At 59.1% G+C, this 17146-nt stretch carries 13 protein-coding genes and 1 pseudogene; 11 read left to right on the forward strand and 3 right to left on the reverse strand.

The annotated features are described in order from the left end of the window. Positions 1 to 157 precede the first annotated feature (157 nt). Positions 158 to 1450: a glycosyltransferase gene (locus QN377_RS12435; protein ID WP_322212923.1), complete on the forward strand. Its 1293-nt coding sequence runs from the start codon at positions 158 to 160 to the stop codon at positions 1448 to 1450. Here the strand turns inward: QN377_RS12435 and QN377_RS12440 are convergent, their stop codons facing one another. After that, positions 1451 to 3712: a glycoside hydrolase gene (locus QN377_RS12440; protein ID WP_322212924.1), complete on the reverse strand. Its 2262-nt coding sequence runs from the start codon at positions 3710 to 3712 to the stop codon at positions 1451 to 1453. It lies immediately after the preceding gene. 192 nt (positions 3713 to 3904) lie between these two features. Continuing rightward, a complete protein-coding gene (gene cobF / locus QN377_RS12445) occupies positions 3905 to 4666 on the reverse strand; it encodes a precorrin-6A synthase (deacetylating) (RefSeq protein WP_315262836.1) in 762 nt (253 codons plus the stop codon). 85 nt (positions 4667 to 4751) lie between these two features. Here cobF and QN377_RS12450 point away from each other — a divergent pair, with 85 nt between their 5' ends. The 8 genes from QN377_RS12450 to QN377_RS12485 all read left to right on the forward strand — a co-directional run bounded on the left by QN377_RS12450 (position 4752) and on the right by QN377_RS12485 (position 14207). Continuing rightward, positions 4752 to 5687 (forward strand): AraC family transcriptional regulator, encoded by a 936-nt coding sequence (locus tag QN377_RS12450; protein WP_169916403.1) that lies wholly within the window; start codon positions 4752 to 4754, stop codon positions 5685 to 5687. A gap of 140 nt (positions 5688 to 5827) precedes the next feature. After that, the gene (locus QN377_RS12455; protein WP_095019968.1) at positions 5828 to 7138 is read left to right on the forward strand and encodes an ABC transporter substrate-binding protein; all 1311 of its coding nucleotides are present in this window, start codon (positions 5828 to 5830) and stop codon (positions 7136 to 7138) included. Between the two features lie 111 nt (positions 7139 to 7249). Continuing rightward, complete coding sequence (locus QN377_RS12460; protein WP_322212925.1) at positions 7250 to 8176, forward strand: sugar ABC transporter permease; 927 nt, start codon at positions 7250 to 7252, stop codon at positions 8174 to 8176. Between the two features lie 7 nt (positions 8177 to 8183). Then, entirely contained in the window at positions 8184 to 9017 is an 834-nt protein-coding gene (locus QN377_RS12465; protein WP_095000298.1) for a carbohydrate ABC transporter permease, read from the forward strand. Between the two features lie 22 nt (positions 9018 to 9039). Further along, positions 9040 to 10143 carry an ABC transporter ATP-binding protein gene (locus QN377_RS12470; protein WP_095019970.1) on the forward strand — a complete coding sequence of 368 codons (1104 nt, stop codon included), beginning with the start codon at positions 9040 to 9042 and terminating at the stop codon, positions 10141 to 10143. Positions 10144 to 10160: 17 nt separating this feature from the next. Continuing rightward, a complete protein-coding gene (locus tag QN377_RS12475) occupies positions 10161 to 11636 on the forward strand; it encodes a mannitol dehydrogenase family protein (protein WP_322212926.1) in 1476 nt (491 codons plus the stop codon). Positions 11637 to 11769: 133 nt separating this feature from the next. Beyond that, the gene (gene xylB, locus QN377_RS12480; RefSeq protein ID WP_322212927.1) at positions 11770 to 13263 is read left to right on the forward strand and encodes a xylulokinase; all 1494 of its coding nucleotides are present in this window, start codon (positions 11770 to 11772) and stop codon (positions 13261 to 13263) included. A 5-nt stretch (positions 13264 to 13268) separates the two neighbouring features. Further along, positions 13269 to 14207 carry a carbohydrate kinase family protein gene (locus QN377_RS12485; RefSeq protein ID WP_095024700.1) on the forward strand — a complete coding sequence of 313 codons (939 nt, stop codon included), beginning with the start codon at positions 13269 to 13271 and terminating at the stop codon, positions 14205 to 14207. Between the two features lie 117 nt (positions 14208 to 14324). On the opposite strand, the gene QN377_RS12490 is transcribed toward QN377_RS12485, so the two are convergent. Then, positions 14325 to 15626 carry an OprD family porin gene (locus QN377_RS12490; protein ID WP_095000303.1) on the reverse strand — a complete coding sequence of 434 codons (1302 nt, stop codon included), beginning with the start codon at positions 15624 to 15626 and terminating at the stop codon, positions 14325 to 14327. 282 nt (positions 15627 to 15908) lie between these two features. Between QN377_RS12490 and QN377_RS12495 the strand changes: the two are divergent. Both QN377_RS12495 and QN377_RS12500 read left to right on the forward strand, forming a co-directional pair. Beyond that, positions 15909 to 16760: pseudogene (locus tag QN377_RS12495) on the forward strand (sensor histidine kinase); the annotation flags it as partial. A gap of 72 nt (positions 16761 to 16832) precedes the next feature. Further along, on the forward strand, positions 16833 to 17108 hold the full coding sequence (locus tag QN377_RS12500; protein ID WP_083369510.1) for a peptidylprolyl isomerase: 276 nt from the start codon (positions 16833 to 16835) through the stop codon (positions 17106 to 17108). Positions 17109 to 17146 lie beyond the last annotated feature (38 nt).

The raw sequence follows: 17146 nt of genomic DNA on the forward strand, positions 1-17146 counted from the left end.
AGATGTGTATAAGAGACAGTCGCGAGCAGGCTCGCTCCCACAGGTGCAGTATTCCTGTAGCCGCTCACAAGGTAAGAGGCAGCGACCACAGGTGTTGTAGGCAACTTGTGTTCTAATTGCCGCCTTTTATCAGCCACAGCGCTTCAAGGATCTGCCCATGCCGTCCACTCGCCCAACCCGCGTCCTGATTATTGGCTACGTGTGGCCCGAGCCCCGCTCTTCGGCGGCGGGCGGACACATGATGCAGATCATCGAAAGTTTCTTGCAGCAAGGCTGGCACATCACCTTCAGCAGCCCGGCAGGCATTGGCGAACACAAGGCTGATCTGGCGACATTGGGCATTGATGAAGTCAGTATCGCGCTCAATAACAGCAGCTTCGATACCTTCATCACCGAGCTGGCCCCGGATATCGTGCTGTTCGACCGCTTCATGATGGAAGAGCAGTTCGGCTGGCGCGTGGAGAAGCATTGCCCGCAGGCCCTGCGCGTACTGGAAACCTCCGACCTGCAAAGCCTGCGCGACGCCCGCCAGCAACAGCTCAAGGCGCGCCTCAAACTTGACGCCGACACTGATGATTTCAGCAGCCTGTTCGCCCCGGCACAACGGGAGACCTTCGAGCAGATGGCCGTTACCGATCTGGCGCAACGGGAGATCGCGGCGATTTATCGATGCGACTTGAACCTGATGATTTCCGAATACGAAATCGATCTGCTCGTAGAGCACTTCAAGGTGCCCCGAGCCCTGCTGCACTGGTGCCCGTTGATGGTCGACAGCGTACCTGCGCAGTTCGTACCCTTTGACCAGCGCCAGCATTTCCTGAGCATCGGCAATTTCCGTCATGCCCCCAACTGGGATGCCGTGCTCTGGATGAAAACCGCGATCTGGCCATTGATCCGTCAGCAACTGCCCACGGCGCAATTGCATGTCTATGGTGCTTACACCCCGCCCAAGGCCACTGCGCTGCACAACCCGGCACAGGGTTTTCACGTGCTCAACTGGGCCGAAGATGCGCTTGAGGTGATGAGCAATGCGCGGATCTGCATGGCCCCCCTGCGCTTTGGTGCAGGAATCAAGGGCAAAATCGCCGATGCCATGCTCTGCGGCACGCCCAACGTCACAACTCCCGTAGGCGCCGAAGGCATGCATGGCGACCTGCCGTGGGCAGGTGCCATCGAACAGAGTGCCAGTGCGATTGCTGCCGCTGCGGTGCAGCTGTATCAGAGCCCTGACGCCTGGCATCAGGCCCAGCAGCACGGAACGGCACTACTGGCGCAGCGCTATATGCAAAGTGCCCACGGCCCGGCACTGGTCGAGTGCATCGAAGCCTGCCGCGCCGGCCTGCAACAGCATCGGCGCAACAACTTCACCGGTGCCATGCTGCGCCATCACCAGCATAAAAGTACCCAGTACATGTCGCAGTGGATCGAGGCAAAGAATCGAACGGTTTGACTAGGGCTGTGCCAGTCGCGTCGCCTTGAACATCTCGGCAATCATGATGATGCGGTCTTTTTCGCCCGGTATCTGGACGCTTGCCGACATTGGCGCAAATTGCATGGCGTCGGCACTTTGCGCCTTGTCTGGATTGAAATTGACCGTAATTCGGGTTCCATCATCAAACACCGTGCGCTGCAGGCTCCGGTCTGCACTGAGCACCTGAAAATCAACCAGTGCCTGGGTAAAAAGCCGTTGATGCAAGGGCGAAAAAACCTCGTTGTAGGCCGCGATAAAGGGCAAGTCGCGCTCCAGCACGGCGGCATTGAGGTGGTACATGGGCGGCGTCATGTACAACAGCTGCAGCAGTGCCGTGTTCTGCTGCTCATTGGAAAATTTCAACGATGGGTAGGCCCAGTGATGCGTGCTGACCAGACTGTCGTGAAGCACCATTTGGTAAAGCGGCAAGCGGTACTTCCAGGAGCGGACATAAGTTGCCAGTTGCCGTTTGATCGGAACAGTCTTGAAAAACAGTGTTGGCGTCTCCGGGGGCCAGTACTGCCCTACAAAGAAAGGTGACTGTTGATTACCGGACATGTCAGGGTCGGTCCAGTCAAATGGTTGTGTGGCAATGCCGTGGCTGTAGGCAATATTGGCTGCAAACGTAGAAACCGCCCCCTCGCTGCCCGTGACCAGCCCCAACGACTCGCCCGGGTAACCCAGGCGCCGGGCAATCACCCGGGCATTTTCACTTTCACTGGTTTCCCGGCCGGGGGTGTAGTCCGCCTGTGCAGTGACCGCAGCATCGACATCGAGAAAATAGCTGTTGAGCCTGGCAGCACCTGCCACAGCCTTGATGCGCTGGCGCGCATAGTCCTGGGCCTCCCGGGGATTGGCAAAGACGCCAATGCCATTAAACCCCTTGCTCGAAGCACCGCTCGCATCATGCTGCCCTGCACTGGCCAGGTTCGCGCCCATTTGCGCAGCGGCCCAGGTTTCCGGTTCGGCGGGTGCATGAGCGTCTGCGTAGTTGTCGTACACCGCCACCAGAAACCCGGCTTGCTTGGCCAATGCCACAGCCTGCGGGTGCCAGAATGCATCAAGCCAGTCCTTGGCACCCAGCCAGGCACGGGTGAGCCCGGCTTGTTTGAGCGCGTTGACCGTATCCACAGACAGCCCTCCTCCCCAGCGCTCGGCCGGTAACAGGTAAGGCCCGAAAGCCTCGACCAGCTGAGTTCTGGCTGCCTGCCCCCACAGCACCTCGCCAGCCGGATCATGCCCCCCGTCCAGAGGTTCCTTGGCGGGTACCGCTACAACCTGCCGCATTCCCTGGTTGATGGCACGAACCAGTTGCAGTTGATTGAACGGTGAAACCATTCGTAGCCGTGAGCGCGTACTCGACAAACTCATGTCAAATACGCTGCGGGTTTGCGGATCAAAGCTTGCCCATAAACTGGCAGCCAGATGCCCGGGGGTACGGCGCGCCCGGTCAAAAGCCGTGATAAAGCTTGCCCAGTTGAGGACGTCTGTGGTTTTCAGCGGCCCTGCGTCCCAAACGTAGATATGGGGTGCACCGCCGAGCAGGGCAGTTTGCGGCACCGCACGAATTTTATCTGTCAGTGAAACGAACTGGCCGTTGCTCTTGAGCCAGTTGCGATATAGCCTTGCGCCATATAACGGTTGTGCGGGGCCGGGGGCGATGCTGATCACAAAGGGCGCATCAGGTGCAAGCCGGTTGAAGTCATGCTGCAATTGCGGCACCGCAGTGTTTTTGACTCGCTTGATACTAAACAGGGTGTCGAAGGGCGTTTCTACTATCCAGGTGACCGACAGGTCCTCGTGCAATTGAGTCCAGAACGGCATGCTCAACTCACCCAGCAACTGCCCGCCGGAGTAGCGCTTGACCAGCCAGTTAAGCCAGCCGGGGTCATTGGCCGGTATATAGCTACCCTCGCCAAAAGGAATGGCGTAGGCGCGAATGTCGGTTTGCAGGCGCGGCCAACGCAAGCTTGCAGGGCGGGACGCCTGTATCGAAACGCGCAACCTGTCGTCCTCAACCTTGATGTCGACCCGGTATTGATTCCCCTCCTCGCTAATCGTCCAGCTGTCGGAAGCCAGTTCAGTGACCTCGCTGTCCTGCCTGAATGCACCGCCACTGAGCAACAAGGGCGCTTTGCCGGGCCGTAGCAAGAACACCTCAAGGGTTGCCCGGTTCACATCGAAGGTACCCTGAGCGACAGCAAAACTGGCTCTGCCAGTGGCATTGGCAGGGCCCGGCATCACAAGCCCCCATGCTGCAAAAAGCAGGACACACAAGAACCCACGGTAACAACGCAAACAGGCAAGATGGGCTTTCATAGCTGACTCATGTAAACGACGCAATACAGGAGCCGAACTGTAGGCAGCTGTATCAACTTGACGCCATAATCTAATTCTACAAAACATGTACGAAAAAGACTTCGACGCAACTGCCTATTCACTCAGGCGGGTGCGCCTGCGCAGCAGATACGTGTCCATTATCCAGCCCTTGCTTGCTCGGGCAGTACTGCGGGCCTGCTTGATCTGCTCGCACACTTCGCTCAGTTTGCCCGCGATCAGAATCTCGTCCGCAGTGCCGATATAGGCGCCCCAATAGATATCGACATTTTCATCGACAAAGGCTTCAAAGGCACAATGTGCGTCGAGCATGACCACGACATTATCCAGATCCTCGGCCACCAGCTTGCGTCCGGTGGTGATGCGGATCGGCTGGCCGATAGTGTTGAGCGCAATGCGATGGCGCGCGGCCAGGGCCTGTACACTGCTGATACCGGGGATCACCTCATGCTCGAAGTCGCTGCAGCCCCCGGCCCGGACACGGTCGAGAATACGCAAGGTGCTGTCATACAGCCCCGGGTCGCCCCACAACAGAAAAGCCCCGCATTCGCCATCGGCCAGTTGGTCTTCGATCAAGTGGGTAAACACTTCGGCCCGCTGTTGGTGCCAATCCTCGACGCCATCGGTGTAGCACGCCGTTGAGCTGTCACGCTGCGGGTCGTTGACCTGCACCACACGGTAGCCCGGCTCAGGGATATAGCGCTGGCAGATCTGCAGGCGCATGCGTACCAGGTCTTCGGTGGCCTGGCCCTTGTCGAGCACAAACAGCACATTGGCGCGATTCAGCGCGTTGATCCCCTGGACGGTGATGTGCTCCGGGTCTCCGGCGCCGATACCGATCAACAACAGTGTTTTCATCCTGTAATACCCTCAAATCTGACTGGACTTAACCGCAGGAACCGGCATGATCCACGCCATAACAAGACTGACGACGGCCCAGCCCATGACCCGCCCCGCCCGCGCCACAGACCCGTCCTACGAACTGATGGACGACCACAATGGCCTGTCGATCATCTATCGCCAGCATGGCTTCCCCTGTCCGCTGGTGCGCTGGCACTTCCATAAGGAATACGAGTTGCATCTGATCGTTGCCAGCAGCGGCAAGGTGTTTGTGGGCGACTATATCGGTAATTTCCACCCTGAAACATTATTCCTCACCGGGCCCAACCTGCCTCATAACTGGATCAGCCAGGTGGCCGGTGACGAGGTGGTGCCCACCCGCGACATGCTGGTCAACTTCACCGATGAACTGCTTGAGAACGCCGCCTCGGTACTCACCGAACTCAAGTCCCTCACGCCAATGCTTGAACGGGCGCGCCACGGGATCGAGTTCCGCTGTAAAGCCACGATCCGCAAGGCTATGGACCTGATGCAGGCAATTGCCGGCTCCAGCGGCATCACCCGGCTTGGCCATTTCCTGATCCTGCTGGAACTGCTGGCCGGCTGTGATGACTACCAGCTGCTGTCTGGGGTCACCGCCGGAAATCTGGCCGACGAGCAAACCATCGACCGCACCAACCGGGCTGTCGACTATATCTTCAGCCACTACACCCGCGAGCTGCCGCTAGAAGAAGTCGCCGACTACATGGGCATGAAGCCCACCTATTTTTCCCGCGTATTCAAGCAAGCCACAGGGCGCTGCTTCATCGAGTTCGTCAATCGACTGCGCATCAGCAAGTCCTGCGAGTTACTGGCCGATGGTCAAAAGCCCGTCACAGATGTGTGTTTCGAGTCAGGTTTCAACAATATTTCCAACTTCAACCGTCGCTTTCAGCAACTCAAAGGAATGACCCCGTCACACTATCGTCGCCTGGCGGTGCAGCGTTTGACCGAGCAAAACCAGCGTGCGCCGGGTGAACGCCTGCGCAGTGCAAAATAGTATCGATTGATGTGCTTCCAGTGATTTGTCACGCCGGTGATTGAGGGCTGTAATCGGCCCAGGCGCTTGCCCCGTGCGAGCCGCTATAAAAACAATAACCGTCCTTCAAAAGCCGCCAGGCCGCTGAAGTGGAGTGCTCAATGAATATCCCTGTCAAAGCGTTATGTGTCGCCACGTGCATGACCCTGAGCGGCATCAGTTCAGGCGCGCAAACCCTGACCATCGCCACGGTCAACAACAGCGACATGATCCGCATGCAAAAGCTGGCGAAAACCTTCGAGAGCGAGCACCCCGAGATCAAGCTCAACTGGGTGGTGCTGGAAGAAAACGTATTGCGCCAGCGCCTGACCACGGACATTGCCACCCAGGGCGGACAATTTGACGTGCTGACCATCGGCATGTACGAAGCCGCACTCTGGGGTGCCAAGGGCTGGCTCGAGCCCATGACCGACCTGCCCGCCACCTATGCCATCGACGATGTGTTCCCGGCGGTTCGCGACGGCCTGTCCGTCAAGGGCACGCTCTATGCCCTGCCGTTTTATGCCGAAAGCTCGATGACCTATTACCGTACCGACCTGTTCAAGGATGCCGGGCTGAGCATGCCCGAGCATCCGACCTGGGAGCAGATCGCCGGCTTTGCCCGCACCCTCAACAAACCTGACCAGGAACAATACGGCATCTGCCTGCGCGGTAAGGCGGGCTGGGGTGAAAACATGGCGCTGATCAGCACCATCGCCAACGCCTACGGCGCGCGCTGGTTCAATGAGCAATGGCAACCGGAGTTCAACGGGGCCGAGTGGCAAAATGCCTTGAATTTTTATGTCGGCACACTGAAAGCCTCAGGCCCGCCGGGTGCGACCAGCAATGGTTTCAACGAAAACCTGGCGCTGTTCAACAGCGGCAAATGTGCGATCTGGGTCGATGCCAGTGTTGCTGGCTCGTTTGTCACCGACAGTAGCCAGAGCAAGGTCGCCGAGCATGTCGGCTTTACCTTCGCACCCCATGCTGTGACCGATAAAGGCAGTGCCTGGCTGTACTCCTGGGCACTGGCCATACCCACCAGTTCCAAAGCCAAGGACGCCGCCAGGACATTCAGCACCTGGGCCACGTCCAAAGAATACGGTGCACTGGTAGCGGAAAAAGACGGCATTGCCAATGTCCCCCCGGGCACCCGGGCCTCGACCTATACCGAGGCGTACCTGAAAGCTGCACCCTTTGCCAGGGTCACCCTCGAGTCCTTGAAAGTTGCCAACCCTCAGGACCCGACCCTCAAGCCCGTGCCTTATGTAGGTATCCAGTTGGTCACCATCCCGGAGTTCCAGGCGGTGGGCACCCAGGTTGGCAAGCTGTTCAGTGCCGCGCTGATTGGCCAGACCACCGTGGACCAGGCTCTGGCCGCGGCCCAGCAGAGCACCGAGCGTGAAATGAAGCGGGCGGGTTATCCCAAGTAGCACTGCCAACACCAAACTCTGGTCTGTGGGAGCGAGCCTGCTCGCGAATAGCGCGTCGACTCCTTCGCGAGGAGGCTCGCTCCCACGCAAAGCAATTCAGGTGTATTGACGATGACGACTTCGACTGTTATTGCCGCGCTCGACGCCCCGCCAACGGGGCGGCGTCCGCGCCTGTTCAATCCCGGCTGGTTTCTGGTAACGCCCTCTGTGGCGCTTCTGTTGCTGTGGATGATCGTGCCACTGGGCATGACCTTGTACTTTTCACTGATCCGCTACAACCTGCTTTATCCCGGCGAAAACCAGTTCGTGGGGCTGGAGAACTTCACCTACTTCCTCACCGATTCGGGCTTCCTGCCCGGCGCAACCAACACTTTGCTGCTGGTTGGCAGTGTGCTGCTGATCAGCGTGGTGCTCGGCGTACTGATCAGCGCCCTGCTCGAAGCCAGCGAATTCATGGGCCGCGGCATCGTAAGGGTGCTGTTGATCTCGCCGTTTTTCATCATGCCGACCGTGGGCGCGCTGATCTGGAAAAATCTGATTTTCCATCCGGTATCCGGCGTCCTGGCCGCCGTGTGGAAGTTGTTTGGCGCCCAGCCGGTGGACTGGCTGGCGCACTACCCGCTGCTGTCGATCATCATCATTGTGTCGTGGCAATGGCTGCCCTTTGCGATCCTGATTCTGATGACCGCCATGCAGTCTCTGGACCAGGAACAAAAAGAAGCCGCGCGCCTGGACGGTGCCGGCCCCACCGCGATTTTCTGGCACCTGACCTTGCCCCATCTGGCGCGCCCCATTGCCGTCGTAGTGATGATCGAGACCATCTTTCTGTTGTCGGTGTTCGCCGAAATCTTTACCACCACCAACGGCGGCCCGGGCTATGCATCCACCAACCTCGCGTACCTGATCTATAACCAGGCGCTGGTGCAGTTCGATGTGGGCATGGCCTCGGCCGGCGGTTTGATCGCCGTGGTCATCGCCAATATTGCCGCCATCATTCTGGTGCGCATGCTCGGCAAAAACCTGACAGACAAGCCGTGAGGGCTCAGTGATGACACTTCAACAATCGCGCCGCCTGCAAAGCCTGCTGCTGGGCACCCTGGCCTGGGCTATCGCCATCCTGATCTTTTTCCCGATCTTCTGGATGCTCCTGACCAGTTTTAAAACCGAACTCGACGCCTTTGCCACGCCGCCCCAGTTCATTTTCACGCCCACGCTGGAGAACTACCTGCATATCGAACAGCGCAGCGGTTACTTTCACTTCGCCTGGAACTCGGTGGTGATCTCGTTCACTGCCACGGCCCTGTGCATGCTGATCGCTATCCCGGCGGCCTACTCGATGGCGTTCTACGAAACCAAGCGCACCAAGGGCACGCTGCTGTGGATGCTCTCCACCAAGATGCTGCCGCCAGTGGGTGTACTGATGCCCATCTACCTGCTGGCCAAGAGCTTTGGCCTGCTGGATACACGGGCGGCACTGATCATCATCTATACCCTGATCAACCTGCCGATCGTGGTGTGGATGATTTACACCTACTTCAAGGATATTCCCAAAGACATCCTCGAAGCCGCACGGCTGGACGGCGCCACGCTGTGGCAGGAGGTGGTGCGCGTATTGCTGCCGATCAGCAAGGGCGGCCTGGCTTCAACCCTGCTGCTGTCGCTGATCCTGTGCTGGAACGAAGCGTTCTGGTCACTGAACCTGACCTCTTCCAGCGCCGCGCCTCTGACTGCACTGATCGCGTCCTACTCCAGCCCCGAGGGCCTGTTCTGGGCCAAGTTGTCGGCCGTTTCGACCCTGGCCTGCGCACCGATCCTGATTTTTGGCTGGATCAGCCAGAAGCAACTGGTGCGCGGTTTGTCCTTCGGCGCAGTCAAATAAAAATACTGATTGGAGGCCCACTATGGCCAACCTGAGAATCAACAATCTGCACAAGGGCTTTGAAGGTTTCTCGATCATCAAAGGCATTGATCTTGAGGTCAACGACCGTGAGTTCGTGGTATTTGTCGGGCCGTCGGGCTGCGGTAAATCCACACTGCTGCGCCTGATTGCCGGGCTTGAGGAAGTGACGCACGGCACCATCGAGCTGGACGGTCGCGACATCACCGAAGTCAGCCCGGCCAGGCGCGACCTGGCCATGGTGTTTCAAACCTATGCCCTGTACCCGCATATGAGCGTGCGCAAAAATATGTCGTTTGCCCTCGACCTGGCAGGCGTGCCCAAGGCCGAAGTGGCAAAAAAGGTCAACGAAGCCGCCCGCATTCTGGAACTGGCACCCTTACTTGAGCGCAAGCCCAAACACCTGTCCGGTGGTCAGCGTCAGCGCGTGGCCATTGGCCGGGCGATTGTTCGCAACCCCAAGATCTTCCTGTTTGATGAGCCGTTGTCCAACCTCGATGCCGCGCTGCGGGTGCAAATGCGTCTGGAACTGGCACGCCTGCATCAGGAACTGCAAGCAACCATGATCTACGTGACCCACGATCAGGTCGAAGCCATGACCCTGGCCGACAAGGTGGTGGTGCTCAATGGCGGCAGGATCGAACAGGTTGGCTCACCGCTGGAGCTGTATCACCACCCCGCCAACCTGTTTGTTGCAGGCTTTCTCGGCACACCGAAAATGGGCTTTTTGAAAGGCCGGATCAGCCGCGTTGACAGCCAGGGTTGCGAAGTCGAGCTGGACGCTGGCACCCGTATCCAGTTACCCCTGAGCAGCCCTGCGCTGAGCCTGGGCAGCCCGGTCACCCTGGGCATTCGTCCGGAGCACCTGAACCTGGCCAAACCCGGTGAGTGCACCCTGAGCGTGACTGCCGATGTCGGCGAGCGCTTGGGCAGCGACACCTATTGCCACGTCAATACTGCCTGCGGTGAGCCGCTGACCATGCGCGTGCGCGGTGATATGGCCAGCCGCTATGGCGAGCAGTTGCAGTTGCACCTGGACAGTGAACATTGCCATTTATTCGATGCCGGGGGCCTGGCCCTGACCCGTCCATTGCGCGCAGCTGCCTGAACCCACGAGATTGCCCCATGAAACTCAATCGCCGAAACCTCGACACCCTTACCAACCTGGTGGCCAAACCCACCTACCTTGGCAGCGATACCCGGCAGGGCATTGCCCACATCGGCGTGGGCGGATTTCATCGCGCCCACCAGGCGTACTACACCGATGCCCTGATGAACCGGGGCCAGGATCTGGACTGGAGCATCTGCGGCATCGGTCTGCGGGGCGAAGACCGCAAGGTGCGCGACGCTCTGGCCGGTCAGGACTACCTCTATACCCTGTTCGAACTGGGCGACAGCGACGACACCCAAAGCCGCATCATCGGCTCTATCAGCGGCATGCTGCTGGCCGAAGACGGCATCAATGCACTGATCGACAAGCTGGCCAGCCCGGCCATTCGCATCGTTTCGCTGACCATCACCGAGGGCGGCTATTGCATCGATGACAGCAGCGGCGAATTTATGTCTGCACTGCCACAGATCCAGCACGACCTCACCCACCCCGAAGCACCGACAACCGTGTTTGGTGTGCTATGCGCCGCCCTTGCCCGACGCCAGGCCAGCGGTATCCGGGGCTTTACCCTGATGTCCTGCGATAACCTGCCCCACAACGGCGCTGTCGCGCGCAAGGCCCTGCTGGCTTTTGCCGCGCTGCGCGGTGCTGAACTACATGATTGGATCGCTGCCAATGTCAGCTTTCCAAATGCCATGGTGGATCGCATCACGCCCATGACCAGTAACGCCCATCGTTTGCAACTGCATGACCAACTGGGTATAGACGACGCCTGGCCGGTGGTCTGCGAGCCGTTTATCCAGTGGGTACTCGAAGACAAATTTGCCTGCGGCCGCCCGGCATGGGAAACCGTGGGCGTACAACTCACCGACGACGTCACGCCTTATGAAGAGATGAAAATCAAACTGCTCAATGGCAGTCATCTGGCGTTGACGTACCTGGGGTTTCTCAAGGGCTATCGGTTTGTTCACGAAACCATGGGCGATCCCCTGTTCGTGACGTATATGCGTGCCTATATGGATCAGGACGTAACGCCGCAACTGGCGCCGGTGCCCGGCATTGACCTGACGGCCTACAAGAACACCCTGGTGGAACGCTTTTCCAATCAGGCCATCGCCGACCAGTTGGAGCGCGTGTGCTCGGATGGCTCGTCGAAGCTTCCCAAGTTCACCGTGCCTGCCATCAACCGGCTGATCAGCGATGGTGGCGAGTTGAAACGTGCGGCACTGGTGGTTGCAGCCTGGGCGATGTATCTCAAGGGAGTTGATGAAAATGGGCTGCACTATGCCATTCCCGACCCGCGAGCGGAGTTTTGTCAGGCCCTGGTGGCGGATGATGAGTTGATCGTGCAGCGATTATTGAGCGTTGAAGAGATCTTTGGCAGCGCCATTCCCCGGTCTGCCGAGTTTGTGGCTGCGTTCGAGTGGTGCCTGAACAGCTTGCGTGATGTCGGGGTGAGCAAAACCCTGGAAAATCTGCTTCATCTTTGAAGCCCACCCCAGCCCTCTCTGGCAGAGGGTGCTGAATTGAGCAGTCGCAAGTGCACCGTTATCCCCGATCAGTCCCTTATCCCTGCGGAAAGGGTCTGTTAGAGGCTTTTGATCTGGCTAAGAGCAGGTTCCCATGAGCACAACCCACTTATACCTGGGCATCGATTGCGGCACCCAGGGCACCAAGGCCCTGATCCTCGACAGCGAGTCCGGCCAGGTGCTCGGGCTGGGCAGCGCCCCACACACGTTAATCCAGGGCGCACAGGGGCGGCGCGAGCAGGATCCCGGGCAATGGCTGGATGCATTGCAACACGCCACCCGCCAGGCCCTGACCCAAGCCGGCATCAGCGGCCAGCAGATTCAGGGCATAGGCGTGTCCGCACAACAACACGGACTGGTGCTGCTCGATAGCCAAGGCGATGTATTGCGCCCGGCCAAACTGTGGTGTGACACCGAGTCAACTGGCGAAAACAACCAACTGTTAGAATGGCTGGGCGGCGAAACCGGCTCCCTGGAGCGGCTGGGCCTGGTGATCGCGCCAGGCTACACGGTCTCCAAGCTGCTCTGGACAAAACACCATCATCCTCAGATTTTGGCACGCACTGCCCATATCCTGTTACCCCATGACTACCTGAATTTCTGGCTGACCGGACGCTGCTGCAGCGAATACGGTGATGCGTCCGGCACCGGTTATTTCAACGTGCGCACTCGCCAGTGGGATCGCGAACTGTTGCATCATATCGATCCCGACGGCCATCTGGAGCAGGCGCTGCCCGAGCTGATCGAGCCCCGCCAACCGGTCGGGCGTATCCGCCCGCTTATCGCGCAGCTGCTGGGACTGAACCCCGATGCCGTGGTATCCAGCGGGGGCGGCGACAATATGATGGCAGCCATCGGCACCGGCAATATCGAACCCGGAATCATCACCATGAGCCTGGGCTCGTCGGGTACGGTGTATGCCTTTGACCCGCAGCCACAGGCCCGCCCTGAGGCCTCAGTGGCCAACTTCTGCTCGAGCACCGGCGGCTGGCTGCCGCTGATCTGTACCCTGAACCTGACCAATGTCACCGGTGCCGTGCGCGAGCTGTTCGGCTTGTCTGTGGAGGGTTTCAACCAGATGGCCAGGCAGGCACCCGCAGGCGCAGAGGGCGTCAGTCTGCTGCCCTTCCTCAACGGCGAGCGGGTGCCTGCCCTGCCCGATGCCACCGGCAATTTTCAGGGCCTTACACTGACCAACATGACCCAGGCCAATCTGTGCCGCGCAGCCATTGAAGGCACCACCTATGGTTTGCGCTATGGCCTCGATCTGCTGCGCCGCAACGGCCTGCAAAGCCACGTCATCCGCCTGGTAGGCGGCGGTTCAAAAAGCCCCCTGTGGCGCCAGTTAGTGGCCGATATCATGGCCACCCCGGTAGTCTGCCCTGAGCAGAGCGAAGCAGCCGCACTGGGGGCTGCAATTCAGGCTGCCTGGTGTGTGGCTGCTGACTCACCGACACTGGCTGATCTGTGCCGGCGTTGCGTGCGCCTGGATCCTGCGGGTGAAACCCGGCCCGAGGCCGATAACGTCCGGGCCTACGAACACTTCTATCAACGCTACCGACTACAGGTCGCAGCCTTAACCGAGTAAATGTTATGTATCTGGTATGCGGAGAAGCCTTATTCGATTTTTTTGCCCGGTCGCCTGAGAGTACGCCGACGGGCCAGGTGGACTTCAAGGCCATTGCTGGCGGCTCACCCTTCAACGTGGCGGTGGGCCTGCGTCGCCTGGGCGTCGACACCGCACTGTTTGCCGGGCTGTCGACCGACTACCTGGGCCAGCGGCTGAAACAGGTGCTGGTCAATGAAGGCGTGAGCACGCGATACCTGCATGATCTGGACGCGCCCACCACGCTGGCCATGGTCGCGCTGGATGCCAACGGCTCGCCCGCCTACAGCTTTCGCGGTGAGGGCTGCGCCGACCGGCAATTGCACGCCCATCACCTGCCGCTGCTGGGGCCCGAGGTGCGGGGTGTGCATGTGGGGTCTTTTTCGTTGGTGGTGCAGCCGGTGGGCGATACGTTGCTGGCACTGGTCAAGCGCGAGAGCGGGCAACGGCTGATCAGCCTTGACCCCAATGTGCGCCTTAATCCAGAGCCGGACATCGAACGCTGGCGTCAGCGGATCAAGGAACTGATCCCCTATGCCGATGTGATCAAGGTCAGTGATGAAGACCTGGAGCTGCTGTACCCGGGACAGGACGCGCAGGAGATTGCCCGGTCATGGCTCAACCATCGTTGCCAACTGGTGTTTTTGACCCGGGGCAGTCAGGGCGCCAGTGTGTTCAGTCGCGAACATGGGCAGCGTTCGGTGCCCGCCAGCCTGGTGGATGTAGCCGATACCGTGGGCGCGGGGGATACCTTCCAGGCCGCAGTGATTGCATGGTTGACCGGACATGGGCTGGACTCGATCGAAGGCATACAGGGCCTGAGTGCGGTGCAACTGGACGCCCTGCTCGACTTCGCCAGCCGTGCCGCAGCCCTGACCTGCAGTAAAACCGGCCCGGACCTGCCCTACCGCGAACAGCTGCTATAACCGTTGTAGCCGCAGAGGAGCGAACGAGGCAGCGATAAGGGCCGCAGGACCTTCAATATTTCAGGGTCGCTGCGCAACCCATCGCCGCCTCGCTTCGCTCCTCAGCGGCTACAGCCCTTACCAGATCGACAGGTTATAGCTGACGATCAAACGGGTCTCATCCACGTCACGGGCAAACTGGGAGTAGTTGGTGCGGTAGGTGGCATTACGCAAGCGCAGGCTGACGTCCTTGAACGTACCGCTTTGCACGATGTATTTCAGCTCGCTGTCACGCTCCCACTCCTTGCCCTCTTCGCTGCTGCCCACCACCTTGATATGGTCGCCGTTGACATAACGGGTCAGGAACGACAGACCGTCGATGCCGATGGCCTTGAAGTCGTAGTCGTAACGCAGTTGCCAGGAACGCTCCTGAGCGTTGGCAAAGTCGTTGACCTGCAGGTAGTTGACCAGATACGGGTTGCTGCCATCCAGGTACGGCATTGAAGTATCGCCGTTCATGCGCTGCCAGCCAGCACTGATCTTGTGCCCGCCCAGTGCATAGCCGAGCATGGCGCCCAATGCGCGGTTGTCGATAGTGCCAGCTTTGGCCGAACCCGAGTCATCACTTTTCAGCAAGCGCACATCGGCGGACAACACACCAGGACCGACCGGTTGATTGGCCTGCAAACCGACAAACTGCTGGCGATAGATATCCTGCAATTCACCGTAGTGGTATTGCGCAGTCAGATGCTCGTTAACCTTGTAATCCAGACCGTACATGCTGAAGTGATCAGCGGTGATATTGCAGCCATAACGCTTGTTTTTGCAGTTCAGGCGCAGGTCTTGGGAGTCGGTGGAGTCCCGGGCGGTATAACGGTCAAGGCGCGAGGCCATGAACTTGAGATCCCTGATTTCCTGGGATACCAGCATGGCGCCATTGAACATGTTTGGCAGTAAACGGCCATCATTGTATTTGAGCAACGGCAGATCAGGCAGCAGCGCGCCGTATTTGAGCACGGTGTCGGATACGCGCATTTTTGCTGTCAGGCCAAATTTGGCGTACTGATCCTTGGAACGACGCGGGTCGCTGCCGGTCGAAGGCAGCAGGCCACTATTGCTGTCGGCCGGGCTGGAATCCAGCTTCAGGCCCAGCATGCCCAGTGCATCCAGGCCAAAACCGACGGTGCCCTCGGTATAGCCCGATTGCAGATTGAGGATAAACCCTTGCGCCGTTTCATCGCGCTTGGAGGCGCCCTGGGGGTTTGAGCTGCTACCATCGCGAAAATCGCGATTGAAGTACACCGTACGTGCTTCCAGTCTGGCGCTGCTGTCTTCAAAAAAGCCGCCGGCCTGTGACGGTGCGGCAAAGCCGGCACACACTGCCAGCGCGCCCAAGTGTGCTACCCGGCGATGCGCCAACAATGAAAAAGGATGAACCATGTACAAGCTCCAGCAGCCAATCATTGGCAGGGTGAAAACGACCGAAGACACGCTCGGATACAAAGTGAGCGTCCTCAATCAAAAAAAGGGGCGCAATTGTACGAAAGGCTAAGCTGGAGCCTCATTCGACCTTAGTCGCACGGTCAAGACCGGGCTTTGCAGCAAGGCTGACAGCCTTGTACCGGTATGCGGCCTTAAACAGACCGACTTACAGATTCAAATTCAGGACCTACCATGCCAATCAAGAGTTCAAGGCGCCACCAACGCTTGCAGGCCAGCGCCACCGAACAAGCTTTGCTTGAGCTTAACGAAACCCTTGAGGAGCGTGTGGCCGAGCGTACCCGGGCATTGGCCGAGGCCAATATGCAATTGCAGCTCGAGATACAGGAGCGGGCCCGTGCTGAGGAAGCCCTGCGCCACGGGCAAAAAATGGAGGCGGTAGGGCAATTGACGGGCGGCATCGCCCATGATTTCAATAATATGCTCACTGGCATTATCGCCAGCCTGGACCTGATGAAACGCTACATCGCGGCAGGCCGTATTGATGAGGTCGAGCGTTTTGCCGATGCCGCCGTCAACTCTGCGCAGCGCGCCGCCGCGCTGACCAACCGCTTGCTGACGTTCTCCCGTCGCCAGTCGCTGGATCGCAAGCCGCTGGACCCCAATCAGCTGGTGAAATCACTGCAGGAATTGTTCAGCAGCAGCAAAGGCGCGAATATCGACCTGATCCTGGAACTGGGGCAAAACATCTGGCCGGTCAATACTGACAGCGGCCAGCTCGAAAGTGCCCTGCTCAATCTGATGATCAATGCCCGGGATGCGATGCCCGACGGTGGCACCCTGGTAGTCAAAACCGCCAATCATTACCTCAATGCCAGCGATCTCGGCACTCTGGAATCAGTCAGCTCCGGGGATTACGTCATGCTCGAGGTTAGTGACAACGGCACCGGTATGAGCCCGCGGGTCCTCGCCAGGGCCTTTGACCCGTTTTTCACCACCAAGCCCGTGGGCCAGGGAACCGGGCTTGGGCTATCGATGATTTACGGCTTTGCCCAGCAGTCCGGCGGGCATGTCAGCATCAACAGCCTGAGCGGATGCGGCACCCGTGTGTGCTTGTACCTGCCGCGCCATCATCACCCGGAGGCGAAAACTCAGGCATAATCCGCGACCGCGCACTATGCCCCACTGTTCCAAGGTACAGATCACATGAAAGCTCAAGCCCGCCATATTTTGGTGAAAACAGCCGAAGAGGCCGAATCGCTCAAACAACGCATCGCCAAAGGCGAAGCCTTCGATGTGCTGGCGAAAAAATTCTCCACCTGCCCGTCAGGCAAACGCGGCGGCGATCTGGGCGAAGTGAGGCCCGGGCAGATGGTTGGCATCATTGACCAGATCATCTTCAAAAAACCGCTGCGGGTGGTGCATGGCCCGGTCAAGAGCAAGTTCGGCTATCACTTGGTGCAAGTCTTTTACCGCGACTGAACAGCCCCCTGCCCTCTGACGGCACCCTCGAAGACAGG

This window comes from Pseudomonas sp. CCC4.1 (genome assembly GCF_035019225.1).
In the GTDB taxonomy this organism is placed as follows: domain Bacteria; phylum Pseudomonadota; class Gammaproteobacteria; order Pseudomonadales; family Pseudomonadaceae; genus Aquipseudomonas; species Aquipseudomonas bubulae.